A 21,003-nucleotide genomic window follows, 5' to 3' on the forward strand; every position below is an offset into this window, starting at 1 on the left:
TCACCGCGTGGCCGGACACCGCTCTCCCGAAGGCAGGGCAGTACCCGTCCGGAGCGGGAGTCGGGTCCCGGAAGAGACCGACACCCGCTCCGGGTTCCCCAATTATCGCTATACCCTGGGCCTCGGGCGGCCCCGTCCGATCGTCGCGTCAGTAGCCCCTGGCTGATCCCGCCGCCGCGCGGCTGTCGATGGCACCGACGTAGCGGGGGCCTTCCCCGGTGGCGATCTCGTCGAGGTCGCGACCACCGACGAGGATGCCGGCCGCCTCACCCCAGATCGGCCAGTCTTCGTCAACGCTGACCCGGTAGCCCTGCCCCGCGAGGATGCGCAGGGTGTCGGGCGAGAGCGCGCGCGGCTCGATGTAGACCCGGTCGGGGAGCCACTGGTGATGCACCCGCGGCGCGTCGATCGCCTCCTGCAGGTCCATGCCGTGATCGATCACGTTCATGATCGCCTCGAGCGTGATCGTGATGATCCGCGAACCACCCGGCGAGCCGATCACCATGAAGGGCTTGCCGTCCTTCGAGACAATCGTCGGGCTCATGGAGGAAAGTGGCGACTTGCCCGGCTCGATCGCGTTCGCCTCACCCTGAACCAGACCGTAGAGGTTCGGCACGCCCGGCTTCATCGTGAAGTCATCCATCTCGTTGTTGAGCAGGATGCCAGTGCCTTCGGCAACCTTGCCGGTGCCGAACGAGCCGTTGAGGGTGTAGGTGACGGCGACGGCATTGCCGTCCTTGTCGACGATCGAATAGTGCGTCGTCTCTGTGCTCTCGCCGAAGCCGGCAGGCGTCAGCTCGGCCGAGACACCGGCGTGATAGGGGTCGATCCCGGCGCGGATGCTCTCGGCGTAGCCCTTGCTCGTCAGCTTCTCGACCGGATTCTTGACGAAATCCGGGTCGCCGAGCGCGGTGTTGCGGTCGACGTAGGCGTGGCGCATCGCCTCGACCATCAGGCGCGTCGTCTCCGCCGACCCATAGCCGAGGTAGGAGATCGGGTAGCCTTCGAGAATGTTCAGGATCTCGCAGATGATGAGCCCGCCCGACGACGGCGGCGGCGAGGAGACGATGTCATAGCCGCGGTAGCTGCATTCGACCGGCGCGAGTTCGCGGACCTTGTAGGCTTCAAAGTCCGGCTTCGCGAGAATGCCGCCGTTCGCCTCGCTGGCCTTCACGATGAGATCCGCGGTCGCGCCCTTGTAGAACGCATCCGCACCGCCCTGCGAGATCGCCTCGAGCGTCTTCGCGAGATCCTGCTGCACCAGCGTTGCCCCGAGCGGCAGCGCCTGCCCGTCCTTCAGGAAGATCTTCGCCGCCGCCGGATCCTGCGCCAGCATGTCGTTGCCATCGGCAAAGGCGGCGATATCGCCCTGTTCCAGAACGAATCCGTCCTTCGCGAGATGGAGCGCCGGCGCGATCAGCTCCTCGCGGGTTTTCGTGCCGTACTTCTCCCGCGCCGCCTCGAGCCCCGCGACCGAGCCCGGGACACCGATCGCGAGATAGGTGTCGGTGCTCGCCCCCGGCACCGGCTCGCCCTTGTCGTCGAGGTACATGTTCTTCGTCGCCGCCCCCGGCGCCCGCTCCCGGAAGTCGAGGAAGGTCGTGGTGCCGTCGGCAAGGCGGACCGTCATGAACCCGCCGCCGCCGAGGTTGCCGGCGGTGGGATAGGTGACGGCGAGGGCGTAGCCGACCGCCACAGCCGCATCGACGGCGTTGCCGCCCGCCTTCAGCACCTCCACCCCGACGTCGGTCGCGAGATGCTGGGCGGTCACCACCATCCCGCTCTCGCCCTCCGCCGGGGCTGGCGAGGCCGCAAGCGCGACCGCCGCTCCGGTGGACCAGAGCAGCATCGTCATCGTGATGTGCCCTGAAACCCTGCAGATCATGCCGTCCTCCCTTTCTCGCTCGTGTCGAGACTATAGCGGGGCGGGCGGATTGCGAGGCGGGAATTTCGCCGGCGGGCCAGCTTTTGACACCAACGGCTTGATTCTCGGGAATAAACGGCGACCTAGAACAGCAGGCCACTCGACCGGAATGCAAGGCTTGGGTACCGTCCGAGCCGGCTTGCAGTCTGAGACGAACCGCCTCCCCTGCCGGCACGGCAGCCGGAGTCCGGGACATCTTCCCCGGACCACGAGGCGCGCCGTCAGGTCGGCCTCTGCGTCGGGCAGGAATGGTGGCGACCCCGGCAGGACTCGAACCTGCAGCCGTCGGATTAGAAGTCCGGTGCTCTATCCATTGAGCTACGGGGCCGTTCAGGCACGAGCTGTCCGCTGGTCAGTGCGTCCAGGCCGTCCGGCGGAAATACGCGAAGTTGTCGCCGTAGCCGTTGGGACGTACCACCGGGACGCGCTTGTTCGGCTCGAAGAGTTCGAACGGGATGCCGTAGCGCTCGGCGTATTCCACCGCTTCTTCCCGGGTCGGGAAGCGCAGGGTCACCTGGCTGTCCATGTCGCCCGAGCCGGTCCAGCCCATGAGCGGGTCGATCCAACGCGCCGACGCCGGCACGAACTCGAGGACCCAGGTACGGGTCTTGCCCACGCCCGACTGCATGGCGCTCTTGGCTGGCTGATAGATCTTCGCGAGCATCTTACGAACGCACCTCCGACGACGATGGATGTTGTATCGCCAATTGCGACGCGCGGATCAAGCGGTTGGGAAGGGTTCGCGGGCAGCAGCGAGTCGTCGTCCGACTGCGAGGGAGCGAGGGGTGGGGTGGGTGAACGCACCCGGACGACGACCACGTGCTGCTTGCCCTTACGTTGTACGATCTCCCCGTCTTTGCACGCAAGGGTTTAGTTATCTAAAATCCTACTCGCGGCAAACTGGTGGACGCCGTGTTGCTTCATCTCGACTTAACCTTGTCATCCGCGCGAAACTCGCCATCTGACTCGCCTGCTTCCAGCCCGAAGGGACTGCGCCTGATGCCGCTCGTCGACATGCTCACCGTGACGCCGCAGGATCCGCAGCGCGCCAAGCTCGAAGGTGGCAAGCCGTTCCGGCTCGTCTCCGAGTTCCAGCCGGCCGGCGACCAGCCGACCGCCATTGCCGAGCTGGTCGCGGGGATCAACGCCGGCGAGCGCAATCAGGTGCTTCTCGGCGCAACCGGCACCGGCAAGACCTTCACGGCGGCGCAGATCATCGCCGCGACTCAGCGCCCCGCGATCATCCTCGCCCCGAACAAGACGCTGGCCGCGCAGCTCTACGGCGAGTTCAAGGCGTTCTTTCCCGAGAACGCGGTCGAGTACTTCGTGTCCTACTACGACTATTACCAGCCGGAGGCCTACGTCGCGCGCTCGGACACCTATATCGAGAAGGAATCGCAGATCAACGACCAGATCGACCGGATGCGCCACTCGGCCACCCGGGCGTTGCTCGAACGTGACGACGTGATCATCGTTGCCTCGGTCTCCTGCATCTACGGCATCGGCTCGGCGGAGACCTACGGCGCCATGACGCAGGACCTGATCGTCGGCCAGTCCTACCCCCAGCGCCAGTTGCTCGCGGATCTGGTGGCGCAGCAGTTCCGGCGCAGCGACGCAGGCTTCCAGCGCGGCAACTTCCGGGTGCGCGGCGACTCGATCGAAATCTGGCCGTCGCACTACGAGGACCGGGCATGGCGGTTGTCGTTCTTCGGTGAGGAACTCGAGTCGCTCCACGAGTTCGATCCCCTGACCGGGGCGCGCACGTCCGAGCTTCAGCAGGTGCGCGTCTACGCCAACTCGCACTACGTGACGCCGCGACCGACGATGCAGCAGGCGGTGAAGTCGATCAAGGCGGAGCTTCGGGCCCGCCTCGACCATTTCGTGGCCGAGGGCAAGCTTCTCGAGGCGCAGCGGCTGGAGCAGCGTACGAACTTCGACATCGAGATGCTGGAGGCGACCGGCGTCTGCAACGGCATCGAGAACTACTCGCGCTACCTCACCGGCCGGGCGCCGGGCGAACCGCCGCCCACGCTCTTCGAATACATCCCCGACAACGCCATCGTCTTCGCCGACGAGAGCCACGTCTCGGTGCCGCAGATCGGCGGCATGTACCGCGGCGACTACCGGCGCAAGTTCACCCTCGCCGAGCACGGATTCCGGCTGCCGTCCTGCATGGACAACCGGCCGCTGAAGTTCGAGGAGTGGGACGCCATGCGCCCGCAGTCAATCTTCGTCTCGGCGACGCCCAGCGCGTGGGAGATCGACCAGGCGGGCGGCGTCTTCGCCGAACAGGTGATCCGGCCGACCGGCCTGCTCGATCCGCCGGTCGAGATCCGCCCGGTCTCGATGCAGGTGGACGACCTGCTCGACGAGCTCCGGCAGGTGGCCGCCGCGGGCAACCGCGCGCTCGTCACCGTGCTCACCAAGCGCATGGCCGAGGACCTGACCGAATACCTGCACGAACAGGGCATCCGCGTGCGCTACATGCATTCCGACATCGACACGCTGGAGCGCATCGAGATCCTGCGTGATCTCCGGCTCGGCGCGTTCGACGCCCTCGTCGGGATCAACCTCCTGCGCGAGGGGCTCGACATTCCCGAGTGCGCGCTGGTGGCGATCCTCGACGCCGACAAGGAGGGCTTCCTGCGCTCGGAGACCTCGCTGGTCCAGACCATCGGCCGCGCGGCGCGCAACGTCGACGGACGGGTCATCATGTATGCCGACGGCATCACCGGCTCGATGGAACGCGCGATCGCCGAGACCAACCGCCGGCGTGAGAAGCAGATGGCCTACAACACCCTGCACGGCATCACCCCGGAGACGGTGCGCAAGAACGTGGCGGACGTGCTCGAGGGGCTGTTCAGAGGCGACACCGACCAGTCGCGCATCACCGCGCAGGTGGAGCGTCCGCTGGTCGGCGCGAACCTCGCCGCGCACCTCGACGGGCTGCGGAAGGCGATGCTGAAGGCGGCGGAGAACCTCGAGTTCGAGGAGGCCGCCCGGCTCCGCGACGAGGTGAAGCGGCTGGAGGCGGTGGATCTCGCCGTTCACGACGACCCGCTGGCCCGGCAGGCTGCAATCGAGATGGAAGTGGGAGCCGCGTCGGCCTCACCCCGCTCGAAGGCCGGCAAGGGAGGCACGCGGGTCTATCGCGGCAAGACCCAGAAGAAGCTGCGCTGAGGCTGCGCAGCGGCGACACCCTCGCCTGGCTCGGCCTCAGGTCGGGCGAGCCGCGAGTGGCGGCGAATTGCCCGCCAGGGGCGCTGGATCGGCCGCCCCCGTCTCCGGCGTCTCGTCGGTTTCCGGCACCGGCGGGACGGGGGGCATGTCCCGGCCATAGGCGTTCATGCGGATACCGGCCTTGCGGAACTCCTCGTAGATCTCGAAATTCATGTCCGACTTGGCGGAAAGCTGGAAGTTCACGTCCCGAAGCCAGCAGCGCAGTTCGAAGTTCATCTCGTCCGGGCCGAAGTCCATGAACAGCACACGCGGCGCGGGCTCCTGCAGCACCAGCGGGTGGGTATCGGCGATCTCGAGGAGGATGCGCTCCACCGTCTTCGGATCCGACTCGTAGGTGACGCTGATCGGCACCTGAAGGCGCCCCGACATGCTGTTGTGTGTCCGGTTCAGCACCGCGCCGCCGATCAGCGAACTGTTCGGCAGGATGACGCTGGCGCGGTCGAAGGTCTCGACCTCGGTCGAGCGCACGTTGATGCCGCGCACGTAGCCGGAATAGCCGCCGACCTCGATCCAGTCGCCTTCCTTCACCGGGCGCTCAACCAGCAGGATGATCCCGGAGACGAAGTTCGACACGATGTTCTGCATGCCGAAACCGATGCCGACAGAGAGCGCACCGGCGACGATGGCGAGGCTCGAGAGATTGAGGCCCGCCGCGGAAATCGCCGCCAGTCCGGCGATGGCGAAGCCCACATAACCAATGCCGGCGAGGACGGCGTTGCGGCCGCCCGCGTCGAGCCGGGTCCGGGGCAGCACGGTGGAGCGCATCACCCGCTGCATCAGGCGGGTCAGCGCGACGCCGAAGCCGAAGACCAGCGTGAGGGTGAAGAGCACGCCAACGGACAGGCGCATGCCGCCCATGGTCACGCCGTTGTTCAGCAGCGTCCACACTTCCGCCAGATCGATCCAGCGCGCGCCCCAGGTGAGTGCGAGGAAGGGCGCCGCGGCCATGCAGACGAGAGCGCCGATCACCACCGGCAGCAGTCCGCCATCCTGGCCCTCTGCGGGCGGGCCGACCATTGCCCACGTCACCTTGCAGAGCAGGTCATAGATGACATAGCCCGCGCCGATCAGCCCGAGCGTCAGGATTGTCGGATAGACGAGGAAGGCCCCTGCCGCCATGTAGCCGGCCGCGCCGAGGATCGGAGCCACAACCGCGAACACCCGAAGCACCCGGGCAATCACCGAGAGGAACCCGAGCCCGGTCGCGAGGGCCGGAGCGTCCGACATGTCCTTCGGATGCAGGCGCAGCGGCAGCAGCCGCAGGAACCGCGACGCCCGCCAGAGCCCGAGCGCCCCGAGCACGAGCAGCGGATAGAACACCGCCACCTGGGTGCCCTGCGAAACGTCCCACTCCGGTGCCGCCGTCTTGAAGGCCGCAGCCAGCGCGAGGAGACCACCAAGGAAGATTGTGAGCCGGCCCGCGTGCGCCGCTTCGTGATCATCGAGAGGCACGAGGCGATAGTCCGGCTGCTCCGGCGCAAGCAGGCTCGACGCCAGCCAGAACGCCCCGATGATGAAACCGACCGGCAATGGCAGCTCGAAGAAGCTGCCGTTCGGTTCCTGCGCGAAGAGCACGCCGAGATCGAAGGCGGCGAAGATGAGGCCGGTCGTCACCACCGGAACAACCAGACGCAGCAGATTGCGCAGCGCCACGAGGAAGTCGAAGGTTCGCCCGCCCTTGACAGCCCGCGCCGCCCGCCGCTCGATCCAGCCGCCGACGCTCCGGCGCACCATCACTGCCGCCGCCACGCCGAGGACAAGCAGCGCGAGGGTCGTCGGCAGTCGCCGCGCCGCCGCCTGGCGGTTGGCCACGTCGGAGATCTGGGAGACGATGTGCTCCTTCATGGCGAAGAGCCGCGCCCACGCCTCCTCGCCTGCGGCGAGCCATGTGCCGGGCAGCAGCGGGCTCGGGCCGCGCGAGAGCAACTCGGCAGAGAAGCGCGCCCGAACGATGCGGTCGATCTGCTCGATGAGGCCGTTTACCCGCTCGAGCACCTCCTGGGCCTCGAGCACCGGCGCCTGCGCGCTCGCGATCTGCTCGTTCAGGGTCGCGCGCCGCTGGGCGATCTCCGGGGCTTCGGGCGCACCCTCGGCAGGCGGCTCTCCCAGCGCCTTCAGCCGACCACTCAGGTCGGTGATCGCCGGCTCCTGCTGTTTCTGGACCTGCGTCGCCTCATCGCGAATCGTCGCGAGTTGCGCGCGCATGATGTCAAGCGCCGCCGTCGCCGTCGTGGTGTCGTTCACCTGCTCCTGGATGCGCGTCGCGGTCGCGTCCCAGACGTTGGCGCGATCGTTCGGTTGCGCCGCGAGCGGCAGCGCCAATGCGAGCCAGACGAGGAGCGCCGCGAGGAGGCGAGAGAGGCCCCCGACTGGCGCCCGATCAGCCTTCGCGGACATCCGGAAGCTCCCGCCGCGCCTCAAGCCATTCCGGCACCGGCAGCCCCTTGGAGCGCAGGAAGTCGGGGTTGAAAAGCTTCGACTGATAGCGCGTCCCATAGTCGCAAAGCACGGTGATGATCGTCTTGCCCGGCCCCATGTCGCGCGCCATCCGGATGGCGCCCGCGACGTTCATGCCCGAAGACGACCCGAGGCAGAGCCCTTCCTGCGAGAGGAGATCGAACACCTGCCCGATCGCCTCCGAGTCGGGAATGCGGTACGGGAAATCGACGGCGAGGCCCTCGAGGTTGGCGGTGATCCGCCCCTGACCGATGCCTTCGGTGATCGACGAGCCTTCGGCTTTCAGCTCCCCGGAAGTGTACCAGCTGAAGAGCGCCGCGCCTTCCGGGTCGGCGAGGCCGATCTTCACGTCGGAACTGCGGGCGCGCAAGCCCTCCGCGACCCCCGCGAGGGTGCCGCCTGAACCCACGGCGCAGATGAAGCCGTCGACCTTGCCGCCGGTCTGCTCCCAGATCTCGGGCGCGGTGGTCTCGACGTGCGCCTGCCGGTTCGCCACATTGTCGAACTGGTTGGCCCAGACGGCGCCGCCGGGCTCGGTCTCGGCGAGGCTGGCCGCGAGACGCCCGGAATATCGCACGTAGTTGTTCGGATTGCGGTAGGGCGCGGCGGGCACCTCGACGAGCGTGGCGCCGGCGACCCGGATCATGTCCTTCTTTTCCTGACTCTGGGTCTCAGGAATGACGATCACCGTGCGATAGCCGAGCGCCGAGCCGATCAGCGCCAGCCCGATGCCGGTGTTGCCCGCCGTCCCTTCGACGATCGTGCCGCCCGGACGCAGCGCGCCGCGGCGCTCCGCGTCACGGATGATTGACAGCGCGGCGCGGTCCTTGACCGACTGGCCCGGGTTCATGAACTCGGCCTTGCCCCAGATCTCGCACCCGGTGAGCTCGGACGCGCGGCGCAGGCGAATGAGCGGTGTGTTTCCGACAGCGGCCGGCAGATCCGGTGCAACGATCATTCAGTTCCCCTGTGCCGGTGCGACCGGGCGAGACTTATCGGCTTCGCCGCCGGCCATCAACCGGGCTCCCGGCATCGTGCGCGAACGAACGCCGGTGGACACTCAGAGCCCGGCCCAGTCCGCGCGCAGCCGGGCGGCGTTTGCGTCAAGCCAGAGCAGCGACAGGATGAGCGGCGCGCAGTTGATCTCGCCGGAGGCGACCGCCGCCACCGCGTCGGCCCGCGTCACCACCAGCGACAGGATGTCCTCGTCCTCCTCGGGGAGACCATGCGTGCCACCGGCGGCGGAAAGATCCGCCTCGCCCACAAAGGCGGTGATGTACTCCGACATGATCCCCGGGGACGGATAGTACGCCGCCATCCGCTCCAGCCGCCCGAGGGTCAGCCCCGCCTCCTCCTCGGCCTCGCGCCGCGCCGTCGTCTCCGGCGCCTCGGCCCGGTCGCAGCGCCCGGCCACCGTCTCGAGGCACCAGGGCCGCGGGTCGTGCCGGGCGTAGGGACCGGCGCGGAACTGCTCGATCAGCAGCACCGCATCGAGGCGCGGATCGTAGGGCAGTACCGTCACTGCGTCGCCGCTGGTGAAGACCGCACGCTCGAGCGTGGGCGACTCGCCGCCGTCGTGACGCCGGTGGCGCACCCGGTGTTCCTCGATGCCGAAATAGTGCGCGTAGGGCCGCCGGAGGCGCTCCTCGGTCACGTCCTCCGCGCCGAGCCCCGAGCCGAGTTCGCACGGGATCCGGGTCTCCGGCCCGCGCGCCCGCCCGAGGGCGCGGATCGAGATGCCGTGCATGAGAAACGGCATGTCCGCCGCAGGGCGCTGGCCGAACTGATCCATCGCCTCGGACAGGGCCTCGAACAGCCGTTGCCGCGCCTCGCCTTCGGGAACCGTACCCTCGGCCGACGGTTCGGTCAGGACATATGCCTCCACGCCGCCCCCCACCGGAACCGGCGCCGCGCCAATCGCGGCCATGGCGAAATCCAGTCGCGCCCGCTGCTCCGCGGTCGGCTCGGCCACGTGGCCCGCAGTCCCGGCCCCCGGCGAGGCGGCGAGAGCGATCCGCACCCCGCCGTCCCCGGCGAGGGCGACCCCCGGGAGGGTCGCAGGACGCAGCGCGGGCGCCCCGTCGGGCAGGATTGCAGCCAGAATATCGGGCGCATCGAACGGCGGATGGAGGAATAACGTGGTCAAAGCGCCTCCGGTGATCCATTTGTCGAGTGTTCTCGTAGCATCGAGACCGTGCCAGATACAGGTGGCCTATCCGTGAAGAGCCCGACTTCCGACTTGTCCCCCGCCGCGCAGGCCGGTCCCGCCGCGCACCTGCCGCCGGCGATGATCTCGGACTACGCCGCCGGACTGCTTTCGCCGGGGCTGAGCTTGCTGGTGGCGAGCCACTTCACCTCCTGCCCGTGCTGCCGCGCGAAGGCGGCACGGTTCGAGGCCCTGGGTGGCGCGCTGCTCGCGGGAGCCGATCCGGTGGCGCCGGAGCCCTGCTGTCTCGAGGCGGCCCTCGCGCGGATCGAGGCGGCAGAACGCGCCGAGCCCTGCTTCGATGCGCAGGGCTGGCCCCTGCCACGCCCGCTCTGCCGGCGGCTGGAGCGGCCGATCCGGGAACTCGACTTCACGGCGATCGCGCCGGGCCTCGAAGCGAGCCGGCTCGACGGCTTCCCCGGCGAGACCGTCACCATCCGGCGCGCCGCCTCGGGCGTGCCGCTGGTGACGCCGGGCGCAAGGATCGGGACGATGGGGCTCCTGCTCTCGGGAGCCGCCCAGGTCGGCGGCACCGTGTTCGGCCCCGGTGACTGCCTCGCCGAACTGGCGGACGCGCCCCGCGCGACCGGCTCCTCGGCGTGCCTCTGCCTGATGGTCGAACCCGCCGCATAACGGCGAAGGCCCGCAGTGCGATGCGGGCCGGTCCCTAAGTCGGATGGATCAATCGAGATGAGCGGCGCGGCTCCTTCGGGGGCCGGACCCGGCTCAGAAGTCCTTCGCGGCTTCCAGATAGGTCATCGGGTTCACCGGCTGATCGTTGACCCGGACCTCGTAATGGAGATGCGAGCCGGTGCTGCGCCCGGTCGAGCCCATGTCGCCGATCTGCATGTTGCGCGATATCTGCTGTCCGACCTTGACGCGAATCCGGCTGAGATGGCCGTAGACCGTCTCCAGCCCGAAATCGTGCCGGATTTTCACGACATTGCCGTATCCGCTCTCGCGTCCGGCGGTGATCACGACACCGTCGGCCGTGGCATAGATCGGCGTGCCGCGCGGGCCGGCCATATCGACCCCCGCGTGCATGCGCCTCCCGGCGCCCTTCGGGTCGTGCCTGTAGCCGAACGGGCTCGAGAAGCGGAAGGTGTCGAGGACCGGCATGGTGACGGGAAGCTTCTCGACCGCCACGCGCATCAGGTTCATCCGGTCGATGTCGAGCATCAGCTGGTCGAGGCGGCTGTTCTCCGCCCCGTCGATCGACCGGGTCGAGACCGAGACGTCGCCGAGCGGCCCGCCGACCCCTGAATAGTTCGACCGGACCGTGGCGATCAGCCCGTCGACGTCGAGGTCGGTCTTGCCGATGATCTTCTCAAGGGGGCCGAACGACATGGCGACCGCCTGCGAAAGCTCGTCGATCATCTCGTCCTGGCGCTGGCCATCGACGCGCGCCTTCAACTCCAGATCGGCAAGCTGCTGGCTCAGGGCCGCGCGATCGGCAGTGGCGCGGTCGCGCGCAACCACAGCCTCGGAGAGCGCCTGCGAGACAGTGCCCAAGGTGTCCGTCAGCCCTGCCCCATCCGCTTCGCGGCCGAGTGAGGCACTTACCTCGTTCACCAGCCGCTCGTTCGCCTGCGACACCGCGTCGCGCTCTGCCACCGCATCAGCGAGACGCGCACGCATCAGATCGAGCGCGGTCGAAAGCTCGCGCCGCTCCTCGACCGAGGTCAGGATCGCCGACTGCTGGCGGCTGATCTGCTCCATGGCGACCTGGAAGCGTTCCTGCGCCGAGCGCGCCTCGGCCGCCCGCTGGTCCCGCTCCGCTGCCACGTCCTCGAGACGTTCCTGATAGGCCGACTGCAGCACGGCAGCCGAACTCAGCCGGTGATCGGGGCCCACCGCCTCGATTGCCAGAGTTGCCGACAGGACGGCGACCCAACCGACGACGCCAGCGAAGGCGGTGCCGGACATGAGCTGGACGAGCGGTGTGAACCGGAGTGACCGGGTGGAGCGGGGAGTCTGGATGAGGAGGTGCTTCTCCGGGATGATACGCGCGAGCCCGCCGTTCAAACGTCGCCGAAGTGCCCCCACGCTCGCCCCCTGATTGTTCTGACTTCGCCGGATGGTGCGTTCCGTCAGCGGTTTGTCTAGAAATGATGAGAGTGCGGTGCAACGCAGGAGCGTTCACAAGTCGTCAAACTGGCGGATAGTTGCCGATACACAATCTCTGGTTGTCGAGGCGACATCCCTCACAATGTATGGAGCCGCCTGACCGCCGGGCGGCCGGGGCGCCACCCGGGGCCTTCTGTATGGCCACCTCCGCCGGGCCATCTGGTCGCCGGAAGCCGCTGCACCGCGGGATGGCGTTTCGCGGAGGGCTAGCCGTCCTGGAGGGCCATCGCCTCCCCGCGCGGGTCGAGCACGAACCGAGCGGTCGCCGTGTCGACCCGGTAATCGGCCTGTGCCATCGGCTCGCGCGCCAGATCGTCCACCGCGCGGATGATCGCGTCCGCCTTGGCGTCGTCGAGCAGGTAGCTCAGGTTGAGGCGGACCCAGCCGGGCTTCGCGATCTCTTCTCCCCGCGCGATTCGCTCGCGAAGCACGCCGGACTCCGCCGCGTCGATCCCGAGCAGCCGGTGGGCGTAGGGTCCGGCGCAGGCGCAGCCGCCCCGCGCCTGAATGCCGTGGCAGTCGCTCAGCATGCGGGTGAAGAGCTGCTGATGGACGAATCCCCCGTGCCCGTCTCGCACCCGGAACGAGAAGATCGGCAGGCGCGGCGCATCCCGCAGGCCGAGGAGATCGAGCCGGGGGCTGTCGCTCCACCCCTCGAATGCGCGCGCAACGAGTTCCCGATGGCGGCGGTCGATGTGATCCTGACCGACTGCGGCCTTCACCATGAAGGCGAGCGCCGCGCGGACGTCGCCGAGCGTGTTCGGCGTGCCCGCCTCTTCGCGCGCCACCAGATTGTCGGAATAGTCGTGTCCCCAGGGCGAGACGAAGCGCACGGTGCCGCCGCCGGGCCAGGTGGGCGACAGGGTCGCCACGGCGGATTTGCGGACGATCAGCACTCCCGACGCCCCCGGGCCGCCGGGGAACTTGTGCGGCGACACCACCACGGCGTCCTTGTCGGAGACGTCTATCGGCAGATACGGCCCCGCTCCGGCATAGTCCCAGACCGAGCGCGCACCATGGCGGCGCAGAATCTCCGAGACGCGGGCTACGTCCGTGACGATGCCGGTCACGTTCGACGCCGCCGAGAACGCGCCGATCACCAGCTCCCGCTCGCTGTTCGCGCGCAAGACTTGCTCAAGCTGGCCGAGGTCGGGGCCGCCCCCGGCGGCTTCGTCCAGCATGACGACATCGGCGCCGCTTTCCCGCCACGGCAGGATGTTGGAGTGATGCTCGTAAGGCCCGAGCACGACCAGCGGCACGCCACCCCGCGCGATCGCGGCGGGAACGCCCAGCAGCGAGACGAGGCGGTTCAGGCCGGCGGTCGCGCCGGATCCGGCGAAGATCACCGCATGTTCGTCGCTCGCGCCGGTCAGTTCGGCGATCACCGCCCGCGCCTCGGTGCGCAGGCGCGTCATGAAGGCGCCACAGGCCGACGCCTCGGTGTGGCTGTTCGAGTAGAACGGCAGCACCTCGTCGCGGATGAAATCCTCCACCTGTGCCAGAGCCCGCCCGGACGCGACGTAGTCCGCGTAGATCAACGGCTTTGGCCCGAACGGCCCCTCGATGACCGCCTTCTCGCCGATCAGCCCGGCCCGCAACCGCTCGACCGCTCCCGGCCCGCCGAGAGACCCGCGAAACCGGGCAAGCGGGCTTTCGTCGGAAAGGTTCAGGGTTGCGCCGTGCGCCATGGGGATCTCCGTTGTGGTCCGGCAAAACTCACGGAGGATCGGCGCGATTTCCACATCATATCTCTTCCGGCGAAGTTCATTTTGTTGTCAAATGAACGAATGAACCGCCCCAAGATAGATCATGTCGACGCAGCCATCCTGCGTGCCCTGCAACGGGACTCCTCACTGTCACAGCGCGCGCTGGCCGAAGAGGTCGGGCTGTCGCAGAACGCCTGCTGGCGACGGCTGCAGGCCATTCGCGACCGGGGGTTGATCGTCGGCCATTCGCTGCGGGTGGATCGGGCCATGCTGGCGCTCGACATCGTCGCCTTCGTCGTGCTGCGCACCCGCCGCCATTCGCGTGAGTGGCTGGAAACGTTCCGTCAGCATGTGAGCAGCATTCCCGAGGTGGTCGATTTCTACCGGATCAGCGGCGAATACGACTACATGCTGAAGGTCGTGACTCATGACATCGCGAGCTATGACCGCTTCTACCAGCGACTGATCGAGAAGGTCGAACTGGAGACCGTGACGACCTATTTCGCCATGGAGGCGATCGTCGAGCAACGCCCGTTCCCGATCACCGAAACCGGCGACTGACGGGGCGCGCGGGCGCAGGCCACCTCGTGCCGGCGACGAGCGGTGGGAGGGAGGATTGCGGGTTTTCGTCTGCGGCGGTCGTGGCTTCACGGACAGGGAGAGTCTCCGGAGCGCGCTGGACCGGATCGCGTCCGGCGCGCGGATCGATGTCGTCATCCATGGAGATGCCGCCGGCGCGGACAGGCTTGCCGGTGAGTGGGCTCGCCTTTCAGGCATCCGCGAGCTCGCTTTCCCGGCGGACTGGGAGCGGCATGGCCGGGCGGCAGGCCCGATCCGAAACCGCCGGATGCTGGTGGAGGGCGAGCCCGATCTGGTGGTGGCCTTCCCCGGCGGGCGAGGCACCGCGAACATGATGCGTCAGGCACGCGCCGCAGGCGTGCCTGTGCTGGAGCCGATCACGGCATCGGGCGAGACATCCGGGCGGTGACGACCGCCCTTGGTATGTTCGGCGATCCGCCTCCGGCTCCGCGCGGGACTGCCCTCACGGAGAAACGCAGCAAGGAGCCGCCCGCGCATCGAGGAAAGATACATCTTTGAATACATTCGTCAGAACAGATGGTTATCCGTCTGCGCAACTCGCGCGCACCTTGCGACCCTCCCCGAGGGCGGGTCTTGCAGAGGTCTCGGTGGAGCGCGTTCAGGTTCACCCGGCCATGGCGACGCGTGCCTGCAAGCGGCCGGGCGAGAGTTCATCGGGAACGCTCCCTCGCCCCCTGCACTCAGGAGGCGGCGCGGATCATGTTTCGGGCGATGACGATCTGCTGGATCTGGCTCGTCCCCTCGTAGATGCGGAAGAGGCGGGCGTCGCGGTAGAAGCGTTCGATGCCATAGTCGGCCATGTAGCCAGCCCCGCCGTGGATCTGGACGGCGCGATCGGCGACCCGTCCGACCATCTCGCTTGCGAAGAGCTTGCAGCAGGCCGCCTCGGTCGCCACGTCCTGACCGGCATCGCGGCGTCGGGCTGTCTCCATGACCATGCAGCGCGCGGCGTAAGCCTCCGCGCGGCTGTCCGCGAGCATCGCCTGGATGAGCTGGAATTCGGCGATCGGCTGGCCGAACTGCCTGCGCTCCATGGCGTAGGCGAGACTGTCCTCGATGAGCCGCTCGGCCATGGCGACGCAGACCGCTGAGATGTGGAGACGACCGCGGTCGAGGGTCTTCATGGCCGTCCTGAAGCCCTGGTTCTCGACACCGCCGAGGAGTGCCGCAAACGGAACGTGGCAGTCCTCGAGCACCACGTCCGCGGTGTGAGACCCCTTCTGCCCCATCTTGCGGTCGGCGGGTCCAATCGAAAGGCCCGGCGTCCCGGCCTCGATCAGGAAGGCCGAGACACCCCGGCCTCCCTCCCGCCCCGCATCGGTCCGGGCAAAGACCGTGAAGAGGCCGGCATGGGGAGCATTGGTGATGAACCGCTTCGTGCCGTTCAGGACGTAGCCGTCGCCGACGCGCCGCGCGGTGGTGCGGAGCGAACCGGCGTCCGAGCCGGCCTCCGGCTCGGTGAGCGCGAACGAGCTGATGAGCTCGCCCGTCGCCAGCCGCGGCAGATAGCGCGCCTTCTGCTCCTCGGTGCCGTCCAGGATGAGGCCGAGCGAGCCGATCCCGTTGTTCGTCCCGACCAGCGAGCGGAAAGCCGGCGACGTCCTGCCGAGTTCGAGGGCGATCCTGACCTCTTCCTCCATATCGAGCCCGAGTCCGCCGTACTCCTGCGGGATCGTCAGGCCGAATAGCCCGAGATCGGCGATCTCCTGCCGGATCCGCTCCGGGATCGCGTCGTCGTCGGCGACGCGAGCCTCCAGCGGCCGCAGGCGCTCCCTGACGAAGCGCGCCACCGTCTCCACCAGTTCGTTCATCGTGTCGGCTTCGAGAGCCATCGGACCCATCCATTGATCGACGCCCCCTCGGCGCATCGCGTTCATACATGGGCCAGTGCCGATTGACGACACATGAAATATGATATAACGCTAGTTACCAGAGCGAGTTGAAGACCATCTTCCCGCCATGACCCGGCCTGATCCCTGACGCCGATCGCGCCCCCGATCGGGCCGCTATCCGTGTCCGCAGAAGGGGATTGCGCCACGCAATGAGCATTGCATTGAAAGGCCTTCGGGTTCTCGACCTGTCACGGGTACTGGCGGGTCCGTGGGCCACGATGACGCTGGGCGATCTGGGCGCCGAGGTCCTGAAGGTCGAACAGCCGGGCGCGGGCGACGACACCCGACGATGGATGCCCCCGTCGCTGGACGGGGTGTCGACCTACTACCTTGCAGCGAACCGCAACAAGAAGAGCATCGCGATCGACATCGGCACCCCCGCGGGGCGGGCGCTCATCGTCGAGCTGGCACGGCAGAGCGATGTCCTGATCGAGAACTTCCGGCCCGCGTCCCTGAGGAAGTTCGGGCTCACCTACGACGATCTGCGCGAGATCAATCCGCGGCTCATCGTCTGCTCCATATCGGGCTACGGCCGCGGGCACGCGCTCGAGGAGCGCCCGGGCTACGACTTCGTCATCCAGGCCGAATCGGGGTTCATGTCCATCACGGGCGAGAGGGACGGCGAGCCGGTACGGCTCGGCGTTGCGTTCATCGACCTGATCTCGGGCATGAACGCGGTTCAGGCAATTCTCGCGGCGCTCGTCATGCGCGAGCGGACCGGAAAGGGCCAATGGCTCGACATCAGCCTGACGGACAGTGCGATGTTCCTGCTCGCCAACGTCGCCTCGGGGTATCTGAACACCGGCACGGAGCCTCGCCGCTACGGCAATGCCCATCCGAGCGTCGTGCCGTACCAGCTTTTCGATTGCGCCGACGGGCGTGTCGCGCTGGCGGTCGGCAACGATCAGCAGTTCCGGCGTTTCTGCCGGATCATCGGCAGGCCGGAACTCGCCGACGATCCACGGTTCGCGACGAACAAGGGGCGGGCCGAGGCGCGTGACGCCTTGCTTCCGGTCATCGAGGCCTGTCTGAGCGAGCGGCCGCTCGGCGATCTGCTCGCCGATCTCCGCGCCTCCGGCGTACCGGCCGGCGAGGTTCGCTCGGTGGGGCAGGCATTCGGCAGCGAGGTTGCGGCCCTGAGGGATACCATCCTTTCGACGCATTGCGAGAGAGTCGGGACCGTCCGGTCGGTCCGCAATCCGTTGCGCATGTCCGACAGTCCCTTCGCCGCCCCTACTCCCCCGCCCGGCGTCGGAGAGCACACCCGCGACGTGCTGATGGAGAAGCTCGGACTGACGGGCGGCGACATCGACCGTCTCCGGGACGGGGGAATCGTCGCCTTCGGGGAGCACTGGCCGGCGCAATAGTGGCGGACAGGCGCAGGGCTTCCGGCGGGTCGAAGCGAGCCGTCACCTGCCTGCCCGGCACCAGAGCCGCCTTCCCGCCGTTCGCAGGTCGATTTCCACACCAGACCAGCGCCGTGATCGTTGTGCCACTTAAAGATATATGATATATCTTTCGGAAAGCAGGTGAGGTTGCATGCTAACGAATTCGGTTGATCAGACGTTGCGGCGCCGTGCGGACCGCGTCGTGCCGGGGTCCATGTGGGGCCACCTGCACGCGGGCAAGCTGCCACCCGGATTCCCGCAGTTCTACGCACGCGCGGAAGGCGCGCGGGTCTGGGACGTCGACGGGCGCTGCTACCTCGATTTCATGTGCGCCTGGGGACCGAACCTGCTCGGGTACGGGAACGCCGAGGTCGATGAAGCCGCATTGCGGCAGCAGTCGCTCGGCGACACCATGAACGGGCCTTCGGAAGCCATGGTCGAGCTGGCCGAACTCCTGGTCGAGACGGTCGGGCATGCCGACTGGGCGATGTTCCAGAAGAACGGGACGGACGCCACCACGACCTGCGTCACGATTGCCCGCGCCGCCACCGGACGGCGGAAGGTTCTCATCGGACGCGGCGCCTACCACGGCGCGGCGCCGTGGTGCTCGCCATCGGTCGTCGGCGTAACGGCGGAGGACCGGACGCATCTCTGCTACTTCGACTACAACGACCTCGGGAGCCTCGAAGCCGCGGCGCGCGAGGCCGGGGCGGATCTCGCGGCGATCATCGTCTCGCCGGTCCGGCAGGAGCGGGAGCTGGATCAGGAATTCCCGACTCCGCAGTTCGCCAATGCCGTGCGCGCGATCTGCGACCGGACCGATGCCGTGCTGATTCTCGACGAGGTGCGCACCGGGCTTCGGCTGCACCTCGAAGGCAGCTGGCAGCCGCTCGGCATCGAGCCGGACCTCGCGGCCTGGAGCAAGGCCCTTGCCAACGGTTACCCGCTCGCCGCGGTGACCGGCAAGGACCACCTGAGGGCCGCCGCGGCCGGGATTTTCGTGACCGGCTCGTTCTGGTGTTCGGCCGTTCCGATGGCCGCGGGGATCGCCACCATCAACATCGTGAAACGCGAGCGCGTGATCGAACGGCTTCTCGACATGGGCGGGCGGCTCCGCGCCGGCATCGCCGCGCTCGCGGAGCGGCACGGCGTGGCGCTGCGCCAGACCGGACCGGTGCAGATGCCTTCGATCCGCTTCGACAACGACCCGGGGCTTCGCAAGGGCGATCTCTTCTGTCAGGCGGCGCTCGACAAGGGCGTCTACTTCCACCCCTGGCACAACATGTTCCTGTCCGCCTCGCACGGCCTCGCAGAAATCGAGGAGGCCATCGCCGCCGCGGACGTCGCCCTCGCGGCAGTCGCGGAGCGTTTCGGGGGATGACACGAACGGCTGCGGATCGCTTCGGGTCGGCACCATCCCCTGCCCGAACCGGGAAGGTGCACCCCAACCGCCGCAGGGGGCGCGAAGCCACATGAGCGGCGGACCACCGACCAGACGACACAACACTCGACTTCAAGCGGAGGGAAGCGCATGGCGAGGCCAGAGGGCATGACGGCAACCCGGTCAGGCGACGACCGGCAGCCGGCGTGGCGAACGCGGGATGCAAAGGAACTGGCTGAGCTGGCGCGCAGGTTGCGCCGACGGGTCATCGGGCTCGTGGCTCCGACCGGTCAGGGCTATGTCCAGCAGGGGCTGGGCGCGGCCGACATCTTCGCCGTCCTCTATTTCGCCGAACTCAGGCTCGACCCGGCCGATCCCCGCTGGGCGGCCCGGGACCGGATGCTGCTCTCCACGGCGCACAACACCGCGATCCTCTACGCGACCCTCGAGGCGCGCGGCCTGGTTCCCGAGGTCGAGGGCTATTGCATCGACGGCTCGGTCTTCGAGATCAACGCATCGGAACGCGTCGGGAGCGCCGTCGAGGCGACCCTCGGATCGCTCGGACAGGGCCTTTCGGTGGGCGCGGGCCTTGCGCTCAGCCACCGGCGGCGGGGGTCGGACGCGCGCGTCTACGTCGTCCTCGGCGACGGCGAACTGCAGGAAGGCCAGGTGTGGGAGGCGGCCCTTCTCGCGGGCAGCCGGCGGCTCTCGAACCTCTGCCTGATCGTCGACGACAACCAGTTGCAGTGCGAAGGCCACTCCGACGAGGTCATGCTGCACGCCCCGGTCGCGGAGAAGTTCCGGGCGTTCGGCTGGGACGCGCACGAGGTCGACGGCCACGACATCGAAGGGCTTCTGGCCGCCTTCGACCGCGCCCGAAGCCTGACGGACAAGCCCACATGCCTCGTGGCGCGCACGTTGCCGGGCAAGGGGGCTGCGGGTCTCGAGGGCATCTACGCCCACAACCTCAAGCTGCCGCCCGACGTCGCCGAAAGCGCCCTAAAATCCCTAGAGACCGTGCAGGAGTTCTGACCATGGCGAGCGCAGCAGACGACCTCACGGTCGAGGACTTCAGCGCCCGCTCGGCCAGCGCGGCGCTGGCCGAAAAGCACTACGGCAACGCGTTGCTGGCAGCGGCGCAGTCGAACCCGGACATCGTCTGCCTGACGGCGGATCTCACCCTTCCGACCGAGACCGACCTCTTCCGCGACGCGCTTCCCGACCGCTTCTTTCAGGTCGGCATCGCTGAGGCGAACATGATCGGGCTCGCGGGCGGCATGGCGCGGAACGGCGATGTCCCGTTCGTCCACTCGTTCTGCGTGTTCGCCACCCGGCGGTGCTACGACCAGATCGCGATGCAGGTCGCCTATCCAAACCTCAACGTGAAGGTTGTGGGTGTCCTCCCCGGCCTTTCCACCCTGCTCGGAGTCTCGCATCAGGCGATCGACGACATCGCGCTGATGCGCGCGCTGCCGAACATGACGGTGATCGAGCCGTCCGGGCCGAGCCAGGTGCGCAAGGCCGTGGCGGCCGTCGCGGAGCACGTGGGACCGGTCTACCTGCGGATGAAGCGCGCCGACGGGACGGAGATCGACGTGGCGCCGGACGCGAGTCCGTTCGAGATCGGCAAGGTCCGGATCCTGAAGGAAGGCCCCGACGGGCTCCTGCTCGGCTGCGGCATGATGATCCCGGTCCTGATGGACGCCGCCGGACGCCTCGAGATCGAGGGGCATCACGTCTCGGTCGTCGATGTGGCCACGATCAAGCCGCTCGATCCGGCCATCGTCGAGCTTGCGGCGGCCGCGCCGGTCGTCATCACCGCCGAGAACCACTCGATCATCGGCGGGCTCGGGAGCGCGGTCGCGGAGTTGCTCATGGAGGAAGGCGTCGCCCGGCCCTTCGCCCGGATCGGCGTGGAGGACGTGTTCGCCGAGGGGGGCACGACCCCCTACCTTTTCGAGCGCTACGGGCTGTCAGCCGACGCCGTCATCGGCGTCTACTACGCGAAGCTGGAAGGCTGACGTCGGTGCGCGCGGCCGGGGCTTCCCTTCCCGAGGGAACACTGTATGCGTGGGGAGCGGA

General features: G+C 68.1%; 16 protein-coding genes and 1 tRNA gene. 8 read left to right on the plus strand and 9 right to left on the minus strand.

What is annotated here, in order from left to right; translation table 11 throughout:
• Window positions 1-148 precede the first annotated feature (148 nt).
• The 3 genes from ggt to HNP73_RS13195 form a co-directional block, all read right to left on the minus strand.
• Window positions 149-1,885 carry a gamma-glutamyltransferase gene (ggt, locus tag HNP73_RS13185; RefSeq protein WP_184150062.1) on the minus strand — a complete coding sequence of 579 codons (1,737 nt, stop codon included), beginning with the start codon at window positions 1,883-1,885 and terminating at the stop codon, window positions 149-151.
• A 291-nt stretch (window positions 1,886-2,176) separates the two neighbouring features.
• Window positions 2,177-2,252: transfer RNA gene (locus tag HNP73_RS13190), tRNA-Arg, on the minus strand.
• A gap of 24 nt (window positions 2,253-2,276) precedes the next feature.
• A complete protein-coding gene (locus HNP73_RS13195; protein ID WP_184150065.1) occupies window positions 2,277-2,588 on the minus strand; it encodes an ETC complex I subunit in 312 nt (103 codons plus the stop codon).
• 335 nt (window positions 2,589-2,923) lie between these two features.
• Between HNP73_RS13195 and uvrB the strand changes: the two genes are divergently transcribed.
• Window positions 2,924-5,104, plus strand: coding sequence for an excinuclease ABC subunit UvrB (gene uvrB, locus HNP73_RS13200; RefSeq protein WP_184150068.1), 2,181 nt, complete (start codon window positions 2,924-2,926; stop codon window positions 5,102-5,104).
• Window positions 5,105-5,140: 36 nt separating this feature from the next.
• Here the strand turns inward: uvrB and HNP73_RS13205 are convergent, their stop codons facing one another.
• From HNP73_RS13205 to HNP73_RS13215, 3 genes are all read right to left on the minus strand, one after another.
• On the minus strand, window positions 5,141-7,561 hold the full coding sequence (locus HNP73_RS13205; RefSeq protein WP_184150071.1) for a DUF3772 domain-containing protein: 2,421 nt from the start codon (window positions 7,559-7,561) through the stop codon (window positions 5,141-5,143).
• Entirely contained in the window at window positions 7,545-8,579 is a 1,035-nt protein-coding gene (locus HNP73_RS13210; RefSeq protein WP_184150074.1) for a cysteine synthase A, read from the minus strand. The genes HNP73_RS13205 and HNP73_RS13210 overlap by 17 nt, the downstream gene beginning before the upstream one ends.
• A 102-nt stretch (window positions 8,580-8,681) precedes the next feature.
• Complete coding sequence (locus HNP73_RS13215; protein WP_184150078.1) at window positions 8,682-9,767, minus strand: NUDIX domain-containing protein; 1,086 nt, start codon at window positions 9,765-9,767, stop codon at window positions 8,682-8,684.
• A 72-nt stretch (window positions 9,768-9,839) separates the two neighbouring features.
• On the opposite strand from HNP73_RS13215, the gene HNP73_RS13220 reads away from it, so the two are divergent.
• Complete coding sequence (locus HNP73_RS13220) at window positions 9,840-10,460, plus strand: cupin domain-containing protein (RefSeq protein WP_184150081.1); 621 nt, start codon at window positions 9,840-9,842, stop codon at window positions 10,458-10,460.
• A 93-nt stretch (window positions 10,461-10,553) separates the two neighbouring features.
• Here HNP73_RS13220 and HNP73_RS13225 read toward each other — a convergent pair whose 3' ends face one another.
• Together HNP73_RS13225 and HNP73_RS13230 are read right to left on the minus strand one after the other, a co-directional pair.
• On the minus strand, window positions 10,554-11,873 hold the full coding sequence (locus HNP73_RS13225; RefSeq protein ID WP_184150084.1) for a DUF5930 domain-containing protein: 1,320 nt from the start codon (window positions 11,871-11,873) through the stop codon (window positions 10,554-10,556).
• Between the two features lie 287 nt (window positions 11,874-12,160).
• A complete protein-coding gene (locus HNP73_RS13230) occupies window positions 12,161-13,642 on the minus strand; it encodes an aminotransferase class V-fold PLP-dependent enzyme (RefSeq protein ID WP_184150087.1) in 1,482 nt (493 codons plus the stop codon).
• A gap of 99 nt (window positions 13,643-13,741) precedes the next feature.
• Here HNP73_RS13230 and HNP73_RS13235 point away from each other — a divergent pair, with 99 nt between their 5' ends.
• Window positions 13,742-14,221, plus strand: a complete 480-nt coding sequence (locus tag HNP73_RS13235; RefSeq protein ID WP_184150090.1) for an Lrp/AsnC family transcriptional regulator — start codon at window positions 13,742-13,744, stop codon at window positions 14,219-14,221.
• Window positions 14,222-14,276: 55 nt separating this feature from the next.
• Window positions 14,277-14,648 (plus strand): DUF2493 domain-containing protein, encoded by a 372-nt coding sequence (locus HNP73_RS13240; RefSeq protein ID WP_184150093.1) that lies wholly within the window; start codon window positions 14,277-14,279, stop codon window positions 14,646-14,648.
• 292 nt (window positions 14,649-14,940) lie between these two features.
• On the opposite strand, the gene HNP73_RS13245 is transcribed toward HNP73_RS13240, so the two are convergent.
• Window positions 14,941-16,092 carry an acyl-CoA dehydrogenase family protein gene (locus HNP73_RS13245; protein WP_184150096.1) on the minus strand — a complete coding sequence of 384 codons (1,152 nt, stop codon included), beginning with the start codon at window positions 16,090-16,092 and terminating at the stop codon, window positions 14,941-14,943.
• Window positions 16,093-16,301: 209 nt separating this feature from the next.
• Between HNP73_RS13245 and HNP73_RS13250 the strand changes: the two genes are divergently transcribed.
• The 4 genes from HNP73_RS13250 (at window position 16,302) to HNP73_RS13265 (ending at window position 20,942) form a co-directional block, all read left to right on the plus strand.
• A complete protein-coding gene (locus HNP73_RS13250; protein WP_184150099.1) occupies window positions 16,302-17,519 on the plus strand; it encodes a CaiB/BaiF CoA transferase family protein in 1,218 nt (405 codons plus the stop codon).
• A 172-nt stretch (window positions 17,520-17,691) separates the two neighbouring features.
• Window positions 17,692-18,921: an aminotransferase class III-fold pyridoxal phosphate-dependent enzyme gene (locus tag HNP73_RS13255; protein ID WP_184150102.1), complete on the plus strand. Its 1,230-nt coding sequence runs from the start codon at window positions 17,692-17,694 to the stop codon at window positions 18,919-18,921.
• A 150-nt stretch (window positions 18,922-19,071) separates the two neighbouring features.
• Window positions 19,072-19,953 (plus strand): transketolase, encoded by an 882-nt coding sequence (locus HNP73_RS13260; protein WP_184150105.1) that lies wholly within the window; start codon window positions 19,072-19,074, stop codon window positions 19,951-19,953.
• Window positions 19,954-19,955: 2 nt separating this feature from the next.
• Window positions 19,956-20,942 carry a transketolase family protein gene (locus tag HNP73_RS13265; protein WP_184150108.1) on the plus strand — a complete coding sequence of 329 codons (987 nt, stop codon included), beginning with the start codon at window positions 19,956-19,958 and terminating at the stop codon, window positions 20,940-20,942.
• Window positions 20,943-21,003 lie beyond the last annotated feature (61 nt).

It is taken from the genome of Amaricoccus macauensis (genome assembly GCF_014201905.1).
Lineage (GTDB): Bacteria > Pseudomonadota > Alphaproteobacteria > Rhodobacterales > Rhodobacteraceae > Amaricoccus > Amaricoccus macauensis.